General features: G+C 71.0%; 17 protein-coding genes. 5 read left to right on the top strand and 12 right to left on the bottom strand.

The window, feature by feature from the left end; translation table 11 throughout:
* Nucleotides 1-123 precede the first annotated feature (123 nt).
* The 5 genes from AB0K52_RS25185 to glnA form a co-directional block, all read right to left on the bottom strand.
* Nucleotides 124-432 carry an AzlD domain-containing protein gene (locus AB0K52_RS25185; protein ID WP_363537148.1) on the bottom strand — a complete coding sequence of 103 codons (309 nt, stop codon included), beginning with the start codon at nucleotides 430-432 and terminating at the stop codon, nucleotides 124-126.
* The gene (locus AB0K52_RS25180) at nucleotides 429-1,130 is read right to left on the bottom strand and encodes an AzlC family ABC transporter permease (protein ID WP_363537145.1); all 702 of its coding nucleotides are present in this window, start codon (nucleotides 1,128-1,130) and stop codon (nucleotides 429-431) included. The genes AB0K52_RS25185 and AB0K52_RS25180 overlap by 4 nt, the downstream gene beginning before the upstream one ends.
* Before the next feature lie 48 nt (nucleotides 1,131-1,178).
* Complete coding sequence (locus tag AB0K52_RS25175; protein ID WP_363537142.1) at nucleotides 1,179-1,487, bottom strand: AzlD domain-containing protein; 309 nt, start codon at nucleotides 1,485-1,487, stop codon at nucleotides 1,179-1,181.
* Nucleotides 1,484-2,179, bottom strand: coding sequence for an AzlC family ABC transporter permease (locus AB0K52_RS25170; RefSeq protein WP_363537139.1), 696 nt, complete (start codon nucleotides 2,177-2,179; stop codon nucleotides 1,484-1,486). Before AB0K52_RS25170 ends, AB0K52_RS25175 begins: the two co-directional genes overlap by 4 nt.
* Nucleotides 2,180-2,313: 134 nt before the next feature.
* Nucleotides 2,314-3,738 (bottom strand): type I glutamate--ammonia ligase, encoded by a 1,425-nt coding sequence (gene glnA, locus AB0K52_RS25165; RefSeq protein ID WP_363537136.1) that lies wholly within the window; start codon nucleotides 3,736-3,738, stop codon nucleotides 2,314-2,316.
* A 274-nt stretch (nucleotides 3,739-4,012) separates the two neighbouring features.
* On the opposite strand from glnA, the gene AB0K52_RS25160 reads away from it, so the two are divergent.
* Nucleotides 4,013-4,462: an RDD family protein gene (locus AB0K52_RS25160; RefSeq protein WP_363537133.1), complete on the top strand. Its 450-nt coding sequence runs from the start codon at nucleotides 4,013-4,015 to the stop codon at nucleotides 4,460-4,462.
* A gap of 39 nt (nucleotides 4,463-4,501) precedes the next feature.
* Here the strand turns inward: AB0K52_RS25160 and AB0K52_RS25155 are convergent, their stop codons facing one another.
* Nucleotides 4,502-5,932, bottom strand: coding sequence for an NYN domain-containing protein (locus AB0K52_RS25155; protein WP_363537130.1), 1,431 nt, complete (start codon nucleotides 5,930-5,932; stop codon nucleotides 4,502-4,504).
* A 130-nt stretch (nucleotides 5,933-6,062) separates the two neighbouring features.
* Here AB0K52_RS25155 and AB0K52_RS25150 point away from each other — a divergent pair, with 130 nt between their 5' ends.
* Entirely contained in the window at nucleotides 6,063-7,199 is a 1,137-nt protein-coding gene (locus AB0K52_RS25150) for a glycosyltransferase family 4 protein (protein WP_363537127.1), read from the top strand.
* Between the two features lie 163 nt (nucleotides 7,200-7,362).
* On the opposite strand, the gene AB0K52_RS25145 is transcribed toward AB0K52_RS25150, so the two are convergent.
* The 3 genes from AB0K52_RS25145 to AB0K52_RS25135 are packed head-to-tail and all read right to left on the bottom strand — an operon-like array spanning nucleotide 7,363 to nucleotide 11,669.
* A complete protein-coding gene (locus tag AB0K52_RS25145; RefSeq protein WP_208493911.1) occupies nucleotides 7,363-8,034 on the bottom strand; it encodes a response regulator transcription factor in 672 nt (223 codons plus the stop codon).
* A gap of 13 nt (nucleotides 8,035-8,047) precedes the next feature.
* Nucleotides 8,048-9,841, bottom strand: coding sequence for a GAF domain-containing sensor histidine kinase (locus AB0K52_RS25140; RefSeq protein ID WP_363537124.1), 1,794 nt, complete (start codon nucleotides 9,839-9,841; stop codon nucleotides 8,048-8,050).
* A gap of 13 nt (nucleotides 9,842-9,854) precedes the next feature.
* Complete coding sequence (locus AB0K52_RS25135; RefSeq protein ID WP_363537121.1) at nucleotides 9,855-11,669, bottom strand: AMP-dependent synthetase/ligase; 1,815 nt, start codon at nucleotides 11,667-11,669, stop codon at nucleotides 9,855-9,857.
* 326 nt (nucleotides 11,670-11,995) lie between these two features.
* Between AB0K52_RS25135 and AB0K52_RS25130 the strand changes: the two genes are divergently transcribed.
* Nucleotides 11,996-12,955, top strand: a complete 960-nt coding sequence (locus AB0K52_RS25130; protein ID WP_363537118.1) for an ROK family glucokinase — start codon at nucleotides 11,996-11,998, stop codon at nucleotides 12,953-12,955.
* Nucleotides 12,956-13,016: 61 nt separating this feature from the next.
* Here the strand turns inward: AB0K52_RS25130 and AB0K52_RS25125 are convergent, their stop codons facing one another.
* The 3 genes from AB0K52_RS25125 to AB0K52_RS25115 form a co-directional block, all read right to left on the bottom strand.
* Entirely contained in the window at nucleotides 13,017-14,144 is a 1,128-nt protein-coding gene (locus tag AB0K52_RS25125) for a hypothetical protein (protein ID WP_363537115.1), read from the bottom strand.
* A gap of 281 nt (nucleotides 14,145-14,425) precedes the next feature.
* On the bottom strand, nucleotides 14,426-15,670 hold the full coding sequence (locus AB0K52_RS25120) for a TIGR00300 family protein (RefSeq protein ID WP_363537112.1): 1,245 nt from the start codon (nucleotides 15,668-15,670) through the stop codon (nucleotides 14,426-14,428).
* 135 nt (nucleotides 15,671-15,805) lie between these two features.
* Nucleotides 15,806-17,107 carry an MFS transporter gene (locus AB0K52_RS25115; protein ID WP_363537109.1) on the bottom strand — a complete coding sequence of 434 codons (1,302 nt, stop codon included), beginning with the start codon at nucleotides 17,105-17,107 and terminating at the stop codon, nucleotides 15,806-15,808.
* 445 nt (nucleotides 17,108-17,552) lie between these two features.
* On the opposite strand from AB0K52_RS25115, the gene bioA reads away from it, so the two are divergent.
* Both bioA and AB0K52_RS25105 read left to right on the top strand, forming a co-directional pair.
* Complete coding sequence (bioA, locus tag AB0K52_RS25110; RefSeq protein ID WP_363537106.1) at nucleotides 17,553-18,875, top strand: adenosylmethionine--8-amino-7-oxononanoate transaminase; 1,323 nt, start codon at nucleotides 17,553-17,555, stop codon at nucleotides 18,873-18,875.
* Nucleotides 18,872-19,981, top strand: coding sequence for an aminotransferase class I/II-fold pyridoxal phosphate-dependent enzyme (locus AB0K52_RS25105; protein ID WP_363537103.1), 1,110 nt, complete (start codon nucleotides 18,872-18,874; stop codon nucleotides 19,979-19,981). The genes bioA and AB0K52_RS25105 overlap by 4 nt, the downstream gene beginning before the upstream one ends.
* Nucleotides 19,982-20,232 lie beyond the last annotated feature (251 nt).

Genomic DNA, 20,232 nt, shown 5'->3' with positions numbered 1-20,232 from the left:
CACACGACTTGAGGGCCTGAGCCCGGTCCAATACCGAGCCAAGGCCCTCAAGGTCTAACCTTCCAATACCAGTCCAACATCCGGGGACCAGTTCAGTTCGGTGCGGCCCTTTCCACGTGCCCCTCACGCGATCCCGGCGAGGCGCAGCAGCGCCGTCGTGGCCGCCGCCGCGATCACGACGACCGCGAGCGAGGCCCGCTTCCAGGCCAGGACCCCGCCGACGAGCACGCCGGCCGGCAGCGCCCACCCCGCCCATGCGCCGTCGACCATGATCGCGGAGGTCGCCACCAAGGCGACGAGCACGACCGTCGCGGCGCGGTTGAGGAACGTCTCGGTCCGCTTCGAGACCTCGACGCGGTCGCGGAGCACCGGCCCGGTGTACCGGATCGCGAACGTCCCGGCCGCCAGTGCCAGGACCACCCAGATGCTCACCGCTCGACCTCCTCAGGTTCCGGTTCCCGGCCGGGCAGTGCGAACACGAGCCCGGCAAGCGCCAACAGGACCGGTATCCCGGCGGGCAGGAACGGGCTGGCGGCCAAGGCGATCGCCGCGCCGGTCAGGCCCGCGAGCAGCGTGGCGCGGTCCCGCAGCGACGGCAGCACCAGCGCCAGCACGATCGCGGGGAGCGCGGCGTCGAGGCCGAGCGCGGCCGGGTCGGCGATGCGCCCGCCCGCGGCGATGCCGGCCAGGTTGCCGGCCGCCCAGGCGATCGCGTTCCCGATCCCGGTGGTCCAGTAGGCGATCTTGGCCCGTCGCAGGTCGTCGCCCTCGGCGAGCGCGAACGCCGCGGTCGTGTCGAGCAGGTTCTGGGTGCCGAGCAGCCGCGTCCACCAGCGGTCCCAGTACAGGTGCCCGACGGCCATGCCGTACGGGAGGTGGCGGAGGTTCAGGACGAGCCCGGTCGAGATGATCGCGGCGGCCCCGCCGCCCGCGGCGGCGACGCCGAGGGCCGCGAACTGGGCGGTCCCGGCGTACACCAGCATCGACATCGCCATCGTGGTCCACCACGGCAGGCCCTGGGCGGTCGCGAGCGCGGCGAACGACGCCCCGGCCACGGCGATGCCGACGCTGTAGGCGGCGGTGTCCCGCAGCAGGTCGCGCCCCGCCAGAGCGGTCAACCGAGCAAACACCGGCTCCGAGTACCCGTTCCGCGGGGAAACGAACGGGCGCGGGCCGCTTTACGCGATCCCGGCGAGCCGCAGCAGCGCCGTGGTCGCGGCGGCGGCGACCACCACGATGAGGATCGGGGCCCTGCGCCAGGCCAGGACCCCGCCGACGAGGACGCCCGCAGGGAGCGCCCAGCCCGCGAAGCCGCCGTCGGCGAACAGCCCGCCGGTGATGACCAGGGCCGCGAGGACCACGATCGCCCCGCGTTTCATCAGGGTCTCGGTCCGCTCGGAGACGGTGATGCGGCTGCGCATGAGCGGCCCGGCGAGGCGGACGAGGAAGACGCCCACGGCGAGGGCGAGCACGGCGGTCATGGTCATGCCGCGTCCTCCTTCGGCTTGCGGCGCGGCCAGGTCGCGAGGAGCCCGAGGAGGGCCAGCAGGACCGGGATGCCGGTGGGCAGGAACGGGGCGGTCGCGGCGGCCACGCCGGCGCCGACGAGGGCCGCGAAGAGCGTGTCGCGGTCCTTCATGGCGGGCATGACCAGTGCGAGCAGGAGCGCGGGGAACGCGGCGTCGAGGCCGAACACGTTCGGGTCGGGGATGAAGCCGCCCGCGAGGACGCCGATGACGGTGCCGACGTTCCAGGCCACGAACATGATCGAAGTGGTGATCCAGTACGCGGCCTTGGCGCGCCGCCGGTCGTCCCCGGCGGCGAGTGCGAACGCGGTCGACTGGTCGATGAGCATGAAGGTGCCGAGCAGCCGCGTCCACCACTTGTCCCAGTAGAGGTTGCCGACCGCTAGACCGTAGGGGATGTGCCGCAGGTGGACGAGGACGCCCGCGGCGAGGCCGGCGAGGACGCCGCCGCCGGCCGCCACGACGGCGAGCATCGCGAACTGCGAGGTGGCCGCGAACGTCAGGAAGGACATGGCGACCGGGATCCACCAGGGCAGCCCGGCCGAGGTGGCCAGGGCGCCGAAGGAGACGCCGACGATGCCGATGCCGATCGACATGGCGAGGGCGTCGCGGTAGACGTCCCGGTCGCGTTCGGGGAAGAAGCGGGGAGGCACCGGGCGAGTATCCCTCGCTCCCGGCGCGGTGAACAAACGTTCAAGGGGCGCGACCGGTGCATCACACCGATCGCGCCCCTCACAGGCGCTGCGCGCCTGCTGACCTCGTAGGCGGTACCTGTCGGTACTGCTCGTTACACCTCGTAGTACAGGTCGAACTCGTGCGGGGTCGGGCGGAGGCGGATCGGGTCGATCTCGTTCTCGCGCTTGAAGGAGATCCACGTCTCGATGAGGTCGGGCGTGAAGACGCCGCCCTCGGTGAGGAAGTCGTGGTCCTTCTCCAGGTTGTTCAGCACCTCGTCGAGCGAGCCCGGGACCTGGGCGATGTCGCCGTACTCCTCCGGGCCGAGCTCGTACAGGTCCTTGTCGACCGGCGCCGGCGGCTCGATCTTGTTCTTGACGCCGTCCAGGCCCGCCATGAGCATGGCCGAGAACGCCAGGTACGGGTTGCTCGACGGGTCCGGCACGCGGAACTCGACGCGCTTGGCCTTGGCGTTCGACCCGGTCACCGGGATGCGGGTGCACGCGGAGCGGTTGCGCTGCGAGTACACCAGGTTCACGGGGGCCTCGAAGCCCGGCACCAGGCGCCGGTACGAGTTCACGGACGGGTTGGTGAAGGCCAGCAGGCTCGGGGCGTGCTTGAGCAGGCCGCCGATGTAGTGGCGGGCGGTGTCGGAGAGGCCGGCGTAACCGGTCTCGTCGTAGAACAGCGGCTCGCCGTTGGCCCACAGCGACTGGTGGGTGTGCATGCCGGAGCCGTTGTCGCCGAACAGCGGCTTGGGCATGAAGGTCACGGTCTTGCCGGCCTGGGTGGCGGTGTTCTTGATGATGTACTTGAACTTCTGGACGTCGTCGCCCGAGTGCAGCAGCGTCGAGAAGCGGTAGTTGATCTCCGACTGGCCCGCGGTGCCGACCTCGTGGTGGGCGCGCTCGATGGTGAGGCCGCCCTCGATGAGGTTGGTGACCATGCGGTCGCGCAGGTCGGCGAAGTGGTCGACCGGCCCGACCGGGAAGTACCCGCCCTTGTGGCGCGGCTTGTAGCCGAGGTTCCCGCCCTCTTCGACGGCGCCGGTGTTCCAGGCGCCCTCGACCGAGTCGATGTGGTAGTAGGCCTCGTGCGCGTTCTGGTCGAAGCGGATCGAGTCGAAGATGTAGAACTCGGCCTCGGCCCCGAAGTAGGCGGTGTCGGCGATGCCGGACCCGGCCAGGTACTGCTCGGCCTTCTTGGCGACGTTGCGGGGGTCGCGGCTGTAGGCCTCGCGGGTGAACGGGTCGTGGATGAAGAAGTTCAGGGCGAGCGTCTTCTGCTCGCGGAAGGGGTCGATGAACGCGGTCGCCACGTCGGGGAGCAGGAGCATGTCCGACTCGTGGATCTGCTGGAAGCCGCGGATCGAGGAGCCGTCGAAAGCGAGGCCTTCCTCGAGGAGGTCGTTGTCGAAGGACTCGGCCGGGACGTTGAAGTGCTGCATGACGCCGGGCAGGTCGCAGAAGCGGACGTCGATGAACTTCACGTCGTTGTCGCGGACGTAGCCGAGGAGCTCTTCAGGGCTGGAGAACACGAAGGTATTCCTCTCGGTAGGTAAGTGCCGGAGGACCCGTACAGCGGTCCCCTGGTCAGCAATGCTCAGGCCGGCTCGCTTCGCCGGGCTGGCCGACCTCGCTGTCGACGCCTAAGCTTATTAGCCGAAACGCTAACCGCGATCAATTGCCCCACCGTAAATCAAATGTTTCGTGCGTGTTACTTGCGTTGTTCCAGTCTGTTCCACATTGACCGAAACCACTGCTCAGGGCGGTGTACAACGCACCTTTCGGGCTCACCCGTAGACTCAGGCCATGACGAGCGAACGCGGTGCGAACACCCCTCAAACCACCGGCTCCGGGCAGGACCTGGCGACCCTCGGCGCGAGGTTCGTCGCCCTCTTCATCGACTGGACCGCCTGCACGGTCGTCGCGATAGCCCTGAACTGGCTCGACGTCGCGACGGCCGACCCCTTCGGCCAGGCGCTCCTGCGCGCGGTGATCTTCGCCGTGTACTGCACCGCCCTGCTGGCCTTCGGCACCCAGACGCTCGGCATGTGGCTCATGCGCATCGCGTGCGTCTCGGCGGACCACGGCGGGCCGATCGGCCCCCTGCGCTCGCTGATCCGCGCGGTCCTGCTCTCGCTCCTGCTCCCGGCCCTGACCGCGCTGGCCCACCCGTACCACCGCGGCCTGCACGACCTCGCCGCCGGATCGGTGGTCCTGAAGGCCGAACCGGCCGCCAAGACCAAACGCGCCCGCTAGCGGCTCCGTCTCAGCTCCGCTGCAACCAGTGGCTCCGCCTCAGCTCCGCTGCAACCAGCGGACGAGCAGCGGCGACGGCACCGGGAAGGCGCCTTCGCGGCGCACCCGCATCGCCACTTCCTGGTCCGACGACACCACGATGACCGGCCGGCCCTCGGGCTCGACCCGGGCCAGTTCGACCACGACGTCGTCGGCGATCTGCCCCTTGGCGCTGAACAGGACCCGCACGCCGCGGGCGTTCGGCTTGGCCCCGAAGATCGCGTCGGCGCCGTCGAAGACGACGGTGATCTCGGCGTTCGTCTGGGCCGCGACCGCGCCGAGGCCCTGCACGAGCCGGTTGCGCTGCTGCTCGAGGGTGAGCGTCTCGCCCCAGGCCGAGATCGTGACGTTGTAGCCGTCGACGATGAGGTGCGGGTTCGGCAGGGACAGCAGGTGGTCGAGGCGCTGCGGGTCGGTCTGCTCGAGGCCGCGCGAGCCCTCGGCGGTGCGCTCCTCGGGCTCGGCGCACAGCTCGTCGGCGATGTAGTCGGCGGGTCGCTCGACGACGGGCTCGAGCCCGAGCTCCCTGCGGAGACCGGTCGCGGTGCCCGACAAGGTCTCCATGAGCAGCCACAGCCGCGCCGACATCAGCCGCTCGTGCTCCCGGTCGGCCTTCCTGACCCGCTCCAACTGCGCCTTCAACGACTCCACTTCGGACTCAAGGCGGCGGCGTTCGGATCGGCGCTCGGTGTCGATGTGCTTGAGCCGCCCGCGGTCGGCCGCGAGGTCCCCGGCGGCCTTCGCGGCCCGGTCCTCGGCGTCCTTCAGCTCGCGGCGGGCGCGCCGCAGCTCCTCCTGCAGCGCCGCGGCCGCCGCGCGCTGCTCGGCCAGCGCCCCGCGGAGCTTTCCGTTCTCTTTCTCCAACGCCGCCAACCGCTTCGAGTCGCCCTCGGGCGCCGCCTCGGCGGCCGGGGCCTCGGCGGCTTCGGGCACGGCCTGGCTCGCGGTGGCGATGAGCTCGCGCCAGCCCTCGGGCCGCAGCAGGTAGGCGAGGGCGGCGACCTCGGCCGGGTCGGCCATGGGGGAGACCTCGCCGCCGGTGGCGATCGCGGCGATGAGCGACGAATCGGTCGCGGTCAGCACCTCGGCGAGGCCCTCGCGGAACGCCGCGTCCGAGGCGAGGGCGAAGACGAGCTCGGACTTGGCGAGCTTCGCGCGTTTGACCGGGCTGAACTTGAGGAAGCGGCGGAGCCGGGCCGGGACCTTTCCCGGGCCGAGCCCGGGCATCGCCACCGCGGCGATCTCGACGGCCCTGCGCCGCACCGGTTCCGTGAGGAACACCGCCGGGCCGTCGCCGTCGGGGACGGCGCTGTCGGAAGGCCCGGCGCCCGGTTCGGAGGGGTCCTCTTCGGAGCCCCCGTCCGCGCCGGCCCCGTCTCCGGAGGCCGTCGGTTCAGGGGCTTCGTCGCCGCTTTCCTGGCCGCTCAACATAGGCACCAGTGTGCCACCGCCGTCACAGGCCGGAACTGCCGACCGCTGGTCTTCACCCCCCGGTCATGGCGGATCGCCGCGCACGTCCGGACCCGCGTGTCAGACTAGGCGGATCATGAAGGGGGTCATGATGAGCAGGACACTGCTGGTGACGAACGACTTCCCGCCCCGCCGGGGCGGCATCCAGACCTTTGTGCACGGCATGGCCCTGCGGCTGCCCTCCGACGACCTGGTCGTCTACACCTCCGCCTCGCCCGGCTGGGAGGAGTTCGACGCCGCCCAGCCCTTCACCGTCGTCCGCGACCGCACCGCGATGCTGCTGCCCACCCCCCGGGTCGCCCGCGCCGTCACCGCCCTCGCCCGCGAGCACCGCTGCGACCGCGTCTGGTTCGGCGCCGCCGCCCCGCTCGGCCTGCTCGCGGCCGGGCTCAAGCACGACACCGGGATCGACCGCGCCATCGCCCTCACCCACGGCCACGAGGTCGGCTGGGCGATGATGCCCGGCACCCGCGGCGCCCTGCGGCGCATCGCCGAATCGCTTGACGTCATGACCTACCTGGGCGACTACACGCACCGGCGCATCGCACCGGTCGCCGGACACCTGACCCGGTTGGAGCAGTTGACGTTCGGCATCGACACCGAGACGTTCCACCCCGGCGTCGACGGCTCCGGCGTGCGCGAACGCCACGGGCTCACCGGACTCCCGGTGATCGTGTGCGTCTCGCGGCTCGTGCCGCGCAAGGGCCAGGACATGCTCATCGCGGCCCTGCCGCATGTGCGCGAGCAGGTCGGACAGGACGTGCGGCTGCTCATCGTCGGCCAGGGCCCCTACGAGGCGCGGCTGCGCTCCCTCGCTCGCATGCACGGCGTCGATGAACAGGTCGTCTTCACCGGCGGGGTCGCCGAACACGAACTCGCCGCGCACTTCGCGGCCGGAGACGTCTTCGCGATGCCGTGCCGCACCCGCCGCCGCGGTCTCGACGTGGAAGGGCTCGGCGCGGTCTTCCTGGAGGCGGCCGCGTGCGGGCTGCCGGTCATCGCCGGGGACTCGGGCGGCGCGCCGGACACGGTGCTGCACGACCGGTCGGGGTGGGTGGTCGACGGCCGCGACCTCGGCGAGATCACCTTCCGCCTCTCGCAGGTCCTCGCCGACCCTTCGCTGGCGCGAAAGCTCGGCGAGGCCAGTCGCGAATGGGCCCTGAGCGAATGGACCTGGGACCGCCAGGCCGGCCGCCTCGAGGGCATGCTCTACGGCGAAACCGTCTGAGCGGAAGCGCATCGGGCGGCGGCGGGCCGCTGCCCGCAGGGCATGCCCCTTCCCACCCGCATCCGCCGCCGACCAACCGCGGCAATGGGACCGCGGTCCCGCACCGTCCGACACTCGGTCGCAGCCGCTCGTCGGCGGCGAATCGGCCGGGCGAGGCCGCCCGCTAGAACTTCGGCTGGTCGGGGGCTTCGAGGAGGCCGAGCTTGAGGGCGGTCATGAGGGCCTGGGCGCGGTTGCCGGCGCCGAGCTTCTCGTACAGCTTCGAGATGTGCGTCTTCGCCGTCGACTCCGAGACGTACAGCTGCTTCGCGATCCCCGCCACCGAGAGGCCGTCGGCGAGGAGCTTCAGCACCTGCGACTCTCGCGGCGACAGCTGCGGGCCGGTCGGGGTCAGCCGCCGCTGCATCGCCTCGGCCAGGTCCGCGGCGCTGAACGCCGTAGGGTTCGCCGCCGCGTGCCGGGCCGCCGACACCACGTCGTTCGCCGGGGCCGACTTCGGCACGAACGCCGAGGCGCCCGCGTCCAGCGCGCCGAACAGCTGGTCGTCGCCCGCGTACATCGTCAGCACCACGATGCCCATGTTCGGGTGCGCCTTGCGCAGCTTCCGGGTCGCGTCGAGCCCCGACCCGTCGGGCAGGCGCAGGTCCATGATGACCACCGACGGCATGAGGGATGCGGCCTGCCGCAGCGCGTCCGCGGCGGTGTCGGCCTCGCCGACCACCTCGAACTCGGGGTCGCGGTCGAAGGCATGCCGGAGACCCTTGCGGATCAGGTCGTGGTCGTCGACGATGAGCACGGTCGTCTGACCGGTCGTCTCCTGCGCCTCAGCGTTCATCTCGTCTCTCTCCTCATTGGCTGCCACGGCCACTCGACGCACAGCTCGCAAGCCGTAAATCGTCGTCGCGGTCGGGCCGTCGGGCCGGCTGTTCAGTTCTCGAAGTGCGGTCGGCGGCCGCCCAGGCCGCGGAGCCCGGGCGCGGGGTCTCGGCCCGGGGCGTCGGCCGCGCCCCCGCGTTGAGCACCACCGCCACCGTCGTCCCGTGCGGTTGGTGCGGACGGATCTCCAGTGATCCGCGGATCCGCTCCGCCCGCTCGCTCATGATCGCCAGCCCGTAGCGCCCCTCCGAAGCCTCGCCGGAGAGACCCTGGCCGTCATCGGTCACCTCGATGCGCGTGTAAGGCGGGTCCACCTCGCACGTCACCCACAGATTCTCGGCCCGGGCGTGCTTGCGGGCGTTCGTGATCGCCTCCTGTGCGATCCGCAGCAGCTCCGCTTCGGTACTGGCGGGGAGCCTCGCCCCGCCCTCGTCGAGCGACAAGTGCACCCTGAGGCCGGCGGAAGCGCCCACAGTACGAGCATAGTCCGCGATCGCGGAGGCCAGTCCGCCCTGACGATCGACGTTCGACCGCAGTTCGAACAGGGAGAACCGCAGTTCGGTCACCAGCCGGGTCACCTCGGACCGCAGGTCCTCGAGCTCGGCCTTGGCCTCGCCGGCGTCGGCCGGGAGGACCGCCATGGCGTTGTCGATGCCGTAGCCGAGCATCGCCAGCTCCTGGGCGATGCCGTCGTGGATCTCGCGGGCGAGGCGCTGGCGCTCCTCGGTGGTGGCCATGGAGCGCACGTCCTCGAACAGGAGGGCGGTCTCGAGCCGCAGGGCCGCGCCTTTGGTGCGGTCCTCGGCGGCGGTGATGGCCTCGGGGCCGAACGCGGCGGGGTCGTCGGATTCGATCGCGACGAGGCCGACGGTGCGGCCTTCGGCGACGAGCGGGATGACCAGGGACGCGACGGGTCCCTGGGTCGAGCGCGAGAGCGGCACCTGCCCGGCCTGGGGCTTCTGCCCGGCCCAGGCGTCGGCGAGGAGCGAGTTGAGCTGCGGCGAGGTCTCCCAGTCGACGCGTTCGTCGGCGAGCTGGGCGAGCACGACCAGGCGCCGGCCCGAGGCCGCGGAGAGCACGGCGGCGCGGGCGACGCCGGGGATCCGCGAGGCGGTGTCGACGATCTCGGTCGCGATGCCGCCCGGGTCCAGTGTGGATCCGGGGAGTTGGCGGGCGACGACGCGGAGCTGCGTGAGCAGGGCCGCGGCCTCGGCGTACGGCAGCTGCGAGTGGTGCATGTCGGAGGAGCGGGAGCGGCGCAGCCACCAGGCGCCGACGGCGGAGGCGAGCCCGAAGGCGAGCGCGACGGCCACCGTGGTGACGTAGGTGCCGCGGTCGTAGGCGGAGATGCGCGGGGTCTGGGCGATGAGGCCGACCGCGGCGACCGCGACGAGCACGGGCGGGACCCAGGTGCGCAGCCGCGCGTACCGGTCGTCGTCGTCGCCGGTCTGGTCGGCGGCGTCGAACGCGGCCGTGGCGAACGGCGCGATCAGGTACGGCAGCATCCAGGCGGGGAGCCCGTCGGTGGCGAGGGTGCCGAGCACGACGACGGCGACCTCGGCGAGCTGCCCGGCGGGGGCCAGGAGCCGGTGCCGGGGGAGGACGACGCCGGGGAGCGCCGCGAGGGCGAGTATGCCGCACCAGGTCGCGGCGTCGGCGAGCCCTTCCGAAGCCCAGCCGAAGACCGCGACCAGTGCGAACAGCACACCCCGCAGCGCGAGGGCGGGCAGTCGCCACTGGCGCTCGAGCACCGCCTCATCGCCCATGCGGGCACCTCGCTTACTCGTTTCGTCGCGCCTTCGCCGTGTCGTAGAGCGCGTTGATCTCGTTTGAGTATTTTTCCATGACGACGTGTCGTTTGACCTTGACTGACGGAGTGATTTCCCCGGCGTCCTCGCTCAGCTCGACGGGCATGACCCGGAACTGCTTGATCTGCTCGGCGCGGGAGACCGTCTTGTTGGCCTCGTCGACCTTCGCCTGGAGCTCGGCGAGGAGCTCAGGGTCCTCGGTGAGGTCGCTGATCGGAGTCTTCGGGTCCTTGTCGTGCCTGGTCAGCCAGTCGCGGAGCATCTCGCCGTCGAGGGAGATGAGGCACCCGATGTAGGGGCGGCCCTCGCCGACGACCATGGCGTAGGCGATGAGCGGGTGGGCGTCGAGGATCTTCTCGAGCGGGCCGGGGGCGACGTTCTTGCCGCCCGCGGTGACGATGATGTCCTTCTTGCGGCCGGTGATGGTGACGTACCCGTCGTCGTCGATCTCGGCGATGTCGCCGGTGGAGAACCAGCCGTCGGCGTCGAGCACTTCGGCGGTGGCGGCGTCGTTGTTCCAGTACCCGGGGAAGACCTGCGGGCCCTTGGCCTGGAGTTCGCCGTCCTCGGCGATGCGCAGCGCGGTGCCGGGGGTGGGCCGGCCGATGGAGCCGACCTTGATGGCGGTCTGGAGGTTGAGCGAGAGCACGGGCGAGGTCTCGGTGAGGCCGTAGCCCTCGTAGATGGTCACGCCGATGCCGCGGAAGAAGTGGCCGAGCTCGGGGCCGAGGGCGGCGCCGCCGGAGACGGCGGAGTCGCACTCGCCGCCGATGGCGGCCCGGATCTTGCCGTAGACGAGCATGTCGAACAGCTTGTGGCGCAGCTTGAGGGCGAGGCCCGGCCCGCCGGGCTTGTCGAGGGCGCGGCTGTACTCCTTGGCGCAGGCCGCGGCCTTCTCGAAGATGGCGCCCTTGCCGCCGTCGACGGCCTTCTGGTACGCCCCGGCGTAGACCTTCTCGAACACGCGGGGGATCGCGAGGAGGGTGGTCGGCTTGACCACGGGCATGATCGCGGTGAGTTTGGTGCGGTCGGCGTGGGCGATGGTGGTGCGCGATTCCATGCCGGCGAGCTGCAGGATGCGGGCGAGGACGTGCGCGAGGGAGAGGAACAGCAGCATGCGGGCGCCGTCGAAGAGGACGCCGGGCACCTCGGGGATGATGTTGCGGATGTCGGCCAGCAGGTTGCGGTGGGTGAGCATGCAGCCCTTGGGGCGGCCGGTGGTCCCGGAGGTGTAGACGATGGTGGCGAGGTCGTCGGCCCTGCGGGAGGTGCGGCGCTCCTCGATGTCGACGCCGGCGTCGGCGCCGAGGGCGTCCAGGGCCTCGATCGCGCCGGGCGTGCCGTCGATGGTCCACACGTGCTTGACCTGGGTGCCGAGTCCTTCGACCATCTCGGCCATCTCGGCGTCCTCGACGATGGCGGCGACCGCGCCGGAGTCCTCGATGATGAACTTCGCCTGGTCGGCGGAGGAGGTCTCGTAGATGGTGACGGTGACGGCGCCGGCGGCCCAGATCGCGTAGTCGAGCAGGGTCCACTCGTAGCGGGTGGCGGACATGAGGGCGACCCGGTCGCCGGGCTGGATACCGGCCGCGGCCAGGCCCTTCGCGGCGGCGACCACCTGCTCGCGGAACATGACCGAAGTGACGTCCTGCCAGGTCGCGCCGTCGTCGAACGAGCGCATGAAGAGGATCGAGGAGGGGTGGTTCTCGGCCGCGTCCCACAGCGCGGTGAGGGTGTTGTCTTCGTCGGGCACAGTCACCACGGGGGGGACGGCGAACTCGCGCATGGAAGGCTCCGTTCAAAGGCCATGTTCACGGCTTTGTAAAGTGGCTCACAGATCATGTTACCGGTGGGTCAACTTCCGACGGAAGAGGGACTGTGAGGCAGACCATGATGCTAAGGGCAGCTTAGCGGAGCTGGGGCCGGACCGTCGAACGCCCGTTGCGGACTGTCACCAAGCCGCCCGGTCCGCTCCCGGCCGGTGATACCTTCGCCGAGTAGGACGGAACGGCCGATTTCATCTCCAGGTCATCGGGTTGTAAAGTCCTCGGTGGCCCGCAGCGTCGCGCGGCATTCCACGCCTCAAACCGTGAACCGCTGGAGGGTACAGCAGTGAGTCTGACTATCGGAGTCGACATCGGGGGCACCAAAGTCGGCGGCGGCGTCGTCGACGAAAACGGCAACGTCCTCGCCACGACCCGGCGCCCCACCCCAGCGGACGACACGCCCGGCGTCATCCAGGCCGTCAAAGCGGTCGTCGACGAGCTGCGCGAAGGCCGCGTGATCGAGGCCGTCGGCATCGGCGCGGCCGGCTGGATCTCGTCTGACCGTTCCACGGTCATGCTGGCCCCCAACCTCTCGTGGAAGGACGAGCCGCTCCGCGACAAGGTCGCCGCGGCCATCGACCTCCCCGTCGTCGTCGAGAACGACGCCAACGTGGCCATCTGGGGCGAGCACCGCTTCGGCGCCGCCAAGCGCCACCGCTCCTCCGTGCTCTACACGATCGGCACCGGCGTCGGCGGCGGCATCGTCGTCAAGGACAACCTGCTGCGTGGCACCCACGGCGTCGCCGCCGAGATCGGCCACACCCGCTCCGTGATGCCCGACGGCCGCCAGTGCGGCTGCGGCCGCACCGGCTGCCTCGAGCAGTACGCCTCCGGCCGGGCGCTGACCCGCGCCGCCCAGGAAGGCGCCGCCGAGCACCCCGAGAAGGCCGCGGTCCTGCTCAAGCTCGCCGGCGGCGACCCCGAGTCGGTCACCGGCCGCCAGGTCACCGAGGCCGCCCGCCAGGGCGACGAGGTCGCCCTGGCCGCCTTCGACTCCATCGGCTTCTACCTCGGCAACTCCGCCGCGGACCTGGTCAACCTCATCGACCCGGGCGTCATCCTCATCGCCGGCGGCGTCGTCGACGCGGGCGACCTCCTCCTCGACCCGATCCGCAAGCACTACACGGCCGCCCTGGCCGACCGGGCCCAGGTGCCCGTCGCCGAGGTCCGCGCGGCCGAGCTCGGCTCCAAGGCCGGCGTCATCGGCGCGGCCGACCTCGCCCGCCACCGCGAGATCGTCCCCTAGAAACACGCGTGCGCAGGGCCGGAGCGGTGAGCTCCGGCCCTGCTTCCGTCTTGCGGCTTTGTCAGCAGATGTTCCTGGCGCCGTTGCCGCTCAGCGTCCAGTTGGTGTTCTCGCCGCAGGGCGACTCGCGCACCGACGTGTTGTCGACCCGCAGCGTGATCCAGATGTCCTTGTTGTTCGGGAACTCCGTGCGCGCCGCCAGGCGCACTTCGCCGCCGCCGTTGACGGTCCCGCCCCTGATCGAGACGTTGTAGCAGTTCTCGATGAGCACCGAGTTGTTCCCGTTGCTCGCCAGGTCCACGTTCTTGATGACCACCCCGCCGGACTGCGAGACGCAGAAGATGCCGCGCCCGCCGCCGCGGGAGATCACGTTGTCGACCCAGATGTTGGTCGCGTAGCCGCCGCTCGCGGTCCTGCCGTTGGTGTTCGCCATCCGGAAGGTCGCGTAACCGGTGCCGGCGCCGACGTTGTTTCCGTCGACCGTGCCGACCCAGCCGTTGCGCGAGTTCTGGATCAGCAGGCCCGACTCGCCGACGTTCCGCGCGGTCACCCTGGTGATGTTGAACCCGTCGATGTTCCAGGTCTCGACCGCGTGGCTCCCGGCGCCCGACACGTAGATGTCGTTCATCGTCACGTTGTAGTTCCACGCCGCGTCGCGGTCGAAGCGGATGCCCAGGCCGCCGCTCAGGGTCAGGTCGATGTCGCCGAGCTTGAGGCCGTTGGTACCGGAGAACCGCAGCCCGAAGTACGGGTTGCCCGTCATCTTCAGGAACGCGATGTTGACGTCGGTGGTGTTGATCGCCTCGATCGCGCCGCGCCCGGAGCGGTTGCCCACGTTGATGGTGCCGCAGCCCTCGAAGGTCTTGCCGCTCTGAATGGTGATGGTGCTGGCGCCGATCGAGCCGGAGGCCATGACGGCGACGCGCTGGCCGCTGGAGATGGTGTCGACGCCGGCTTGGACGGCGGCGCGGTAGTCGCTGCCGGAGTAGACCGTGGTCGAGCCCTCCCGGGTGACGTAGGCGCCGCTGGAACCGGTGACCGTGGCGTGGGGCGAGTTGGCGCCGCACGCGGCCTGGGCTACGGCCGCGCCGTCGAGGGCCGGGACCGCGACGGCGCCGGCGGCGCCCGCGATGACGGCCGCGGCCGTCGCGACGAGGGTGCGGAGTCTTCGCTTCGGTGCGAGGGACATTGCTGCTCCTATGGAGTCGTGCCGGTGAAACGATTCAATTGAGACATCGATATGAATCGATCTAATGGGATCATAGCGGGCGCACCGCGGTTTGGAAAGCGCTACACCACCCGAATCGGGCCACTTTCGGGTGACATGGCCGCCGCGCGCCCCGGTTCTTGTCAGACCCCCGCGCGACGCTGGGCCTACAGTATTTTCCCCTCCAGTGGTGGGTGGGGGCTTGTGGACGGGGGAACGCGAAAGGCGGCCGACCAGGTCGACCGCCCTTCCCTCGCCTCGTCTCAGTCGCGCTTGTACCCGACCACGAGCTCGCCGGCGAGCTGCTCGCAGAACAGGCCGATGTCGGTGATGACCCCGATCGCCTGCGCCGAACCGCGGTCCGCGAGCTTGGTGACCGTCGCGGGGTTGATGTCCACGCTCACGAGCGGCACTTTGGCGGGCAGGAGGTTCCCCGTCGCGATCGAGTGCAGCATGGTGGCGACCATGATCGCGAAGCCCACGCCCGGCAGCGCCGCGCGCATCGCGCGCTGGCCCTCGATCACGTCGGTGTGCACGTCGGGCAGCGGGCCGTCGTCGCGCACCGAGCCGACGAGCACGAACTCCTTCTTGTTCTTGACCATCGCGTGCATGATGCCGCCCTTGAGCACGTCCTGCTCGACGGCGTCCGCGATCGACCCGCAGGTGCGGATCTTGTTGATGGCCCGGATGTGGTGCTCGTGGCCGTGCGGCACGCCGTGTCCCTTGTCGAGGTCGACGCCGAGCGAGGTGCCGAACAGGCTTGACTCGATGTCGTGCGCCGCCAGGGCGTTCCCGGCGAAGATGACGTCCACATAGCCCTCGTTGATGAGCGCCTCAAGGGCCTTACCGGCTCCAGTGTGGACGATGGCGGGACCGCCGACCCACAGGATCTTCTCACCGCGGGCCTTGACCTCGCGCATGCGCTCGGCGATCTGGCGCACCTGGAGCGCCTGCGGCCGCTCGGAGGAGACCCCGCCGCTCATGAACTCGAAGTTCGAGGACTCGGGGTTCTTGCGCTCGGGCTCGGGCAGCGGCAGCACCTTGACGCCCTCGCCGCCGCAGACGACCAGTTCGCCGGCCTTGACGTCGGAGACCGGGAGCGTCTTGGCGGTGGCGCGGTCCTCGGAGACGATGATCCCGCAGTCCATTTCGGAGTTCTCGACGTCCATCCAGCTGCCGTTGAGCCGCACCTGGGTGTCGAAGTTGGTGGTCGAGTAGAAGTCCTCGGGGAAGACCCCGTCGCGCGGGGCCGGCTTGAGGACGGCGACGCCGGGGTCGAGCGGGTTCGCGCCGTGCGTCTGGAGGCGCATGACGATGCGTTCGACCAGTTCGGGCGTCTCGGCGGAGACGGTGAGCTGGACGTAGGACTCGTCGGTGTGGTGGCGGCCCACGTCGAAGCGGTCGATCGTGTAGGCCCCCGAGTACTCGAGGACGTCGTCCATGACGCGGGCGAAGATGCCCTGGTCGATGAGGTGTCCGCGCAGCTCGACGGTCTTTGCGTGTTCCACGTTTGGTGCTCCTGTTGCTTCCCGGCCCAAGCGGCGCCTCCGCGGGTGTGCGGCTCGCGGGCTTCGCCGCGGGCGGGAGGCGCCGTGACGAGCCTAGCTCTCGGCGAGGGGGAGCGGCGGCGGGCTCCGCGGAGTTCAGGCCGCCGCGGGCGGCGGCGCGGCGGCGGCCTTGGCGGCCTGGATCTCGGCGGGGGTGGGCCAGTTGCGGGTGACCAGGTACTGGATGAGGAAGCCGACGAGGCCCCACGCGCCCACGACGTAGGGCACGGACGCGCCGAACTCGACGATGAGGCCGATCCCGGCGATGGCGATGCCCTGGCTGAGCTGCAGCCCGGAGTTGGCGGCCGCGACGACGCGGCCGCGCCAGCCGTCGGGGATGCACTGGGCGAGGGTGGCGTTCATGGGGGCCATGATCATGTTGGCGAGGCCCGCGCCCATCGCGATGAGCAGCACGCCGGCGAGCGGCGGGTCGAGCAGCGCGGCCGTCAGGACCACGGGGCCGATGAACGCGAGCGGCCGGATGAGCCTGTCGCGTACCGAGGGCCGCACGAACCGCGCGAACAGGAGGCTCGCCACGACCGCGGCGGCGGCGTCGACGGCCATGATGAGGCCCTGCGTCTTGGAGTCCCCGCCGAGGTGCGCCGCCCACAGGACCGCGACGCCTTCGGGGACGGCGGTGAGCGCGAACAGGCCCCAGATGCCGAAGGACACGGTGCGCAGGACCTTGTTGTCGCGCAGCATCCGCAGGCCGTCGGCGGTCTCGGTGAGCACGTGGCGGCGCTCTTCGCGCTTGTTGACCGAGGGCCGGTACTTGACGAGGGCGCTGATCGCGACGGCGCTGACGACGAAGAGCGCGGCGTTGATCGCGAGGGCGGTGTGCGGGTCGATGGCGGCGAGCAGGCCGCCCGCGAGGTAGCCGATGATCTGGGCGGTCGCGGCGGCGCTGAAGGAGAGCGCGATCGCGACCGAGAGGGCGTCGCCGGTGAGGATCTGGGCGAGGGTCGCGACGCGGGCGGCGTTGTAGGCGGGCTGGACGGCGGCGACGGCGAAGACGACCGCGATCATGACGCCGATGGGCAGGCCGGGGATGAGCAGCAGGGCGATGAGGCCGGCGCGCAGCACGTCGCACACGACCATGACGTTCCGGTACGAGTACCGGTCCACAATGGCCCCGAGGACTTGGGCGAGGCCGAGGTAGGGCGCGAAGCTGATGGCGAAGGAGGCGGCGGCGAGCGCCGAGGAGCCGGTCTGCTGCCACACGAGGAAGGTGACGGCGACCCGGTTGAGCATCGCGCCGGCGTTGGAGAGGCAGTAGGCGAGGAGGAACCCGGCGGCTTCGCGGTCACCGAAGACCTGGGAGAACGTCGGCTTGCGGTCGGACTCGGACGCGTCGTCGGCGGGCCCGGCCGGAGCCGGCGGGGGGTTCTGGTTCGACACAGGGCCTTCCTCGTTCTCGGCTCCGCGAGCGTCGTCCTCGGGCACCGGTCTGCGCCGTTGCAGCTGGCCGCCACAGGGGTTGCGGCCGATGACGCGGCAGGGACCGCGTCGGCGCAGGGAATCGCCGATGGGTCCGGTACCTGAAGGGCGGTAAGTGACAATCCTCCGCGATTGCCGCAAGTGTCACTAGTCTGCCCCTGGCGCATGTGGTTGTCAAGCGTCCCACTGTGTTCAAAGTGCAAAAACCCGGACGGAGCCGGAGGGTCCGTTATGACCGCCCAAAACTACGCCTCCCGTCGCAGCCTGACTGCGGCGGCCTCGGTTCGATAACGGTGGCGTCAAGGGAATCGCACGCCCTGGAAACGGCGGCGCACCCCCGCCTGACCACCGGTGGCTGACGGTATCCTCCAAAGCGTCTTGTAGGAACCGTCTAAGGAGTCGAGCGATGACCGCCAGCGCCGCATGGACCGCCCGCGACGCCGCCGCCGTGTGGCACCCCTTCACGCAGCACTCCACCTGGAGCGGCGACCGGCCCGTCGTCGTCGACCGCGCCGAAGGGCCCTGGCTTGTCGACGTCGACGGCCGCCGCTACCTCGACGGCGTCTCCTCACTGTGGACCACCACCCTCGGCCACGGGCACCCCGACATCAACGCCGCCATCACCGCTCAGCTCGCCAAGCTCGACCACTCCACGTTCCTCGGCACCACCCACACCCCCGGCATCGAACTCTCCGAGGCGCTCATCGCCCTCGCCCCCAAAGGGAACGGGCCCGAACTCACCAAGGTCTTCTACGCGGGGGACGGCTCGTCCGCGGTCGAGGCGGCCCTCAAGATCGCCTACCAGTACTCGACCCAGACCGGGCACTCCCGGCCGACCTTCGTCCGCCTCGACCAGGCCTACCACGGCGACACCCTCGGCGCGGTCGCCGTCGGCGGCCACGACCTCTTCCACCAGGCCTACAAGCCGCTGCTGCTCGACACGATCGGCGTGCCCTCGCCCGGCGACCGCGCCCTCGGCCCCGACCGCAACGCCGTCGCCGAGGCAGCGCTGCGCAGCGTCATGGGCGAGCACGGCGGCCAGGTGTGCGCGATCATCGTCGAACCGATGATCCAAGGCGCCGCGGGCATGCTCGACTACGACGCGCAGTTCCTGCGCACCGCAAGGGAACTCGCCGACGCCCACGGCGCGCTCCTCATCTTCGATGAGGTCGCCACCGGCTTCGCGCGTACCGGGCGCATGTGGGCCGCCGAGCACGCCGGCGTCGTCCCCGACCTCCTCACCTGCGGCAAGGGCATCACCGGCGGGTACCTGCCGCTCTCGGCGGTCCTCGCCGCCGAGCACGTCTACGAGGCGTTCCTGACCCGGCCCGGCGACACCGCGCCGCGCACGTTCTTCCACGGCCACACCTACACCGCCAACCCCCTGTGCTGCGCCGCCGCGCTCGCGAACCTGCGCGTCATGGGGGAGCAGGACGTGACCGGACAGGCCGCCCGCCTCGGCGAACGCCTCGCGAAACTTTTGGAGCCCTTGGGCGCCAAGGACCATGTGCTCGAGATCCGCCAACTCGGGACGATGATCGGGGTCGAGGTCGCCCCAGTCGGCGACCGCACCGGTTTCGCGGTCTGCCAGGCCGCCCGCGACCGGGGCGTGTGGCTGCGCCCGCTCGGCGACACGGTCGTGCTCATGCCGCCGCTGACCCTCGGCGACGACGAGACCGACCTGCTCGTGAGCGCACTCGCCGAAGCGATCGACGAGGTCACGGCATGACGCGCGCCGCCCCCGGTGGGATCTGGCACCGCTTGGGCCGCAAAGCGGACCTGCGCGCCAAGGCCGGGCTCACCCGCCACGTCCGCACCCGCGCCGACGCGATCGACCTCGCCGGCAACGACTACCTCGGGCTCTCCCGTCACCCGGCCGTCCTCGCCGCCGCGACGGCCGCCCTCGCCGAGCACGGACTCGGCGCGAGCGGCTCCCGGCTCGTGCGCGGCACCACCGATGTGCACGAACGGTTCGAGGCCGACTTCGCGCGGCACACCGGCACCGAGACCGCCGTCCTCTACTCCTCGGGCTACATGGCCAACCTCGGCGCGGTGGCCGCTCTGGCCGGGCCGGTCCTGCTCGACGCGCACGCCCACGCGTCGCTCCACGACGCCGCCCGCCTCGCCGGGGGCCGCTCGGACACGTTCGCGCACAACGACCTCGACGACCTCCAACGCCAGCTCCGCGAGGTGCGGCCGGCCCTCGTCGCGGTCGAGTCGGTGTACTCGGTGCTCGGCGACGCGGCGCCGCTGCGCGAGATCCACGCCCTCACGACCGCGCACGGCGCGCTGCTGCTCATCGACGAAGCCCACGCGATCGGCACGATCGGCCCGCACGGCGCTGGCGGCGCAGCCGCCGCCGGGCTCGCGGGCGATCCGGGCGTGGTCCTCACCGCGACCCTCTCGAAGGCGCTCGGCGCGGCGGGCGGCGTCGTCGCCGGCCCGGCGGCGCTGCGCCGCCACCTCCACGACACGGGCCGCACCTTCATCTTCGACACAGCGCCACCGCCCGCAGTGGTAGCGGGTGCGAGCGCGGCCCTGGCGGTCGCACGCGAATCCGACGCGGCGAGGACTGAGCTCGCACGCCGGGCCGCGCTGGCGGCCGAGGCGCTGGAGATGCCGGCCCCGGCGGCGGGAGTGCTATCGCCCCCGGCCGGCGACGCCCACGCGGCGACGGCTTGGGCCGCCAGATGCGCCGAAGAAGGTGTGGCGGTCGGCTGCTTCCGTCCCCCATCCACACCGGATCATCGCTCACGCTTGCGGATCACGATCAATACAGGTGTGCCTGCGGAGGATTTCGACCGGGCGATCGCGGTGGTGCGGAAGACTCGCTAGACCACGATGCCAATACGGTTCGCTCGAGGACGGGGTCCCCTTCCCTGCACGGTGTCCGGCCAGCGGGAGGCGCTGGCTGGTGCTCCTTTCTGCGTCGGGGCAGGCGCCCGTATCAGGCGTGGCTGCCGGGTGGAAGTGCGGCTGGTCGGCGTGCACGCGGTTGCCGCCCTCGCTTGGGCGGTCCTTGCCGCTGCGTTCACCAACACGGCCTGGTGATGTCCGGACTCCCGCTATGGTCGGCGTTGCATCCA

Origin of the sequence: Glycomyces sp. NPDC049804 (assembly GCF_040674615.1) — a bacterium.
GTDB lineage: Bacteria > Actinomycetota > Actinomycetes > Mycobacteriales > Micromonosporaceae > Glycomyces > Glycomyces niveus.
This window is presented reverse-complemented; position numbering and strand designations above follow the sequence as displayed.

Coding starts and splice junctions, on each gene's coding strand:
- AB0K52_RS25175 (WP_363537142.1), bottom strand. CDS start 1,487: ATGACCATGACCGCCGTGCTCGCCCTCGCCGTGGGCGTCTTCCTCGTC.
- AB0K52_RS25160 (WP_363537133.1), top strand. CDS start 4,013: ATGACGAGCGAACGCGGTGCGAACACCCCTCAAACCACCGGCTCCGGG.
- AB0K52_RS25155 (WP_363537130.1), bottom strand. CDS start 5,932: ATGTTGAGCGGCCAGGAAAGCGGCGACGAAGCCCCTGAACCGACGGCC.
- AB0K52_RS25150 (WP_363537127.1), top strand. CDS start 6,063: ATGAGCAGGACACTGCTGGTGACGAACGACTTCCCGCCCCGCCGGGGC.
- AB0K52_RS25145 (WP_208493911.1), bottom strand. CDS start 8,034: ATGAACGCTGAGGCGCAGGAGACGACCGGTCAGACGACCGTGCTCATC.
- AB0K52_RS25140 (WP_363537124.1), bottom strand. CDS start 9,841: ATGGGCGATGAGGCGGTGCTCGAGCGCCAGTGGCGACTGCCCGCCCTC.
- AB0K52_RS25135 (WP_363537121.1), bottom strand. CDS start 11,669: ATGCGCGAGTTCGCCGTCCCCCCCGTGGTGACTGTGCCCGACGAAGAC.
- AB0K52_RS25125 (WP_363537115.1), bottom strand. CDS start 14,144: ATGTCCCTCGCACCGAAGCGAAGACTCCGCACCCTCGTCGCGACGGCC.
- bioA (WP_363537106.1), top strand. CDS start 17,553: ATGACCGCCAGCGCCGCATGGACCGCCCGCGACGCCGCCGCCGTGTGG.
- AB0K52_RS25105 (WP_363537103.1), top strand. CDS start 18,872: ATGACGCGCGCCGCCCCCGGTGGGATCTGGCACCGCTTGGGCCGCAAA.